The sequence below is a fragment of the Streptomyces sp. CO7 genome (assembly GCF_053474865.1).
The window spans coordinates 1-921 of record NZ_JBRIOU010000043.1; the positions used below are offsets into that span (position 1 = coordinate 1).

Sequence of the window (921 nt, forward strand, 5' to 3'; positions counted from 1 at the left end):
TTCCGGTGGGTGCTGTTGGTGGGCGTGACGTGCTCCGGCTTGGCGTTCCTGGACGCCGGCTCCTTCGGCGGTCTGCGCGTCCCGGGCCTCGTGGCGGCCGTCGCGGCGCCGATCGGCGGGGTGGCGCGCCTATGGCTGGACCGGCGCCGGTGGCGGCGGACGGTGGCCGCAGGGCCCCGGCCCCCTGCCGTCGCGCCCGGCGGGGCGGCGGGCGGGGACGCGGCGGCGCTCACCCACGCGCGCCTCGCGGCCGTCGCCGAACGCCGTCCCCAGGGTCCGGCCGGGGCGGTCGTGCCGGAAGCGGACTGGCGGCAGGCGCCCTGGTGGCGTGTGCGGGGGCTGCGGCGGCTGTCGGGAGTGAGCGACGTGTGCCTCGGGCTCGGCGTCCTGGCGGCGCCCACGCTGCCCGCGGTCGTCGGGATGACCGGCGGGATGGAGGTGGTCAGGGGATGTTTCTTCTTGCTGCTGTACGTCTCGGGCATCGCCGTCGCCGTCCGGCACGTGCGGGGCAGGCTCCCGCACCTCAGGCTCGTCCTCGCCGCCGCCGCGGCGCCGGCCGCCGTGGAGCGACGGTACGTACTGCTGTCGGACAGCCTGGGGCGGAGGGGACGGGCGTGGACGGTGACGCTCGTGGTGTTCCCGGCGTCCGGCGGGGGGGACGACCTGCCCGAGGGGGTGCTGGAGGTGTACGCGCCCGGAGGGGGGAGCCGTCCTCTGGCCGGACTGCCCGCGCCCACCGGCACGGTGGAGCTGCGCGGGTGGCTGGACGCCTCGGACGAGGGCGCGGTGGTGGCCCCGGGCATCGGCGGCACGGTGCTGTGGCCGGCGGGCCGCTACCAGGAGGCCGGCCCGGACGGCCGGGACCGCGGGGGGCTGCTGGACGGTGTGGCCGCCTCCTGAGCGATCGGCGGGGGCAGGGGC

At 78.7% G+C, this 921-nt stretch carries 1 protein-coding gene; it reads left to right on the forward strand.

Features of this window, described 5'->3' with window-relative positions:
- On the forward strand, positions 1-900 hold a 900-nt coding region (locus ACOV8S_RS30990; protein WP_448321815.1), incomplete at its 5' end, for a hypothetical protein.
- Positions 901-921: the final 21 nt, after the last annotated feature.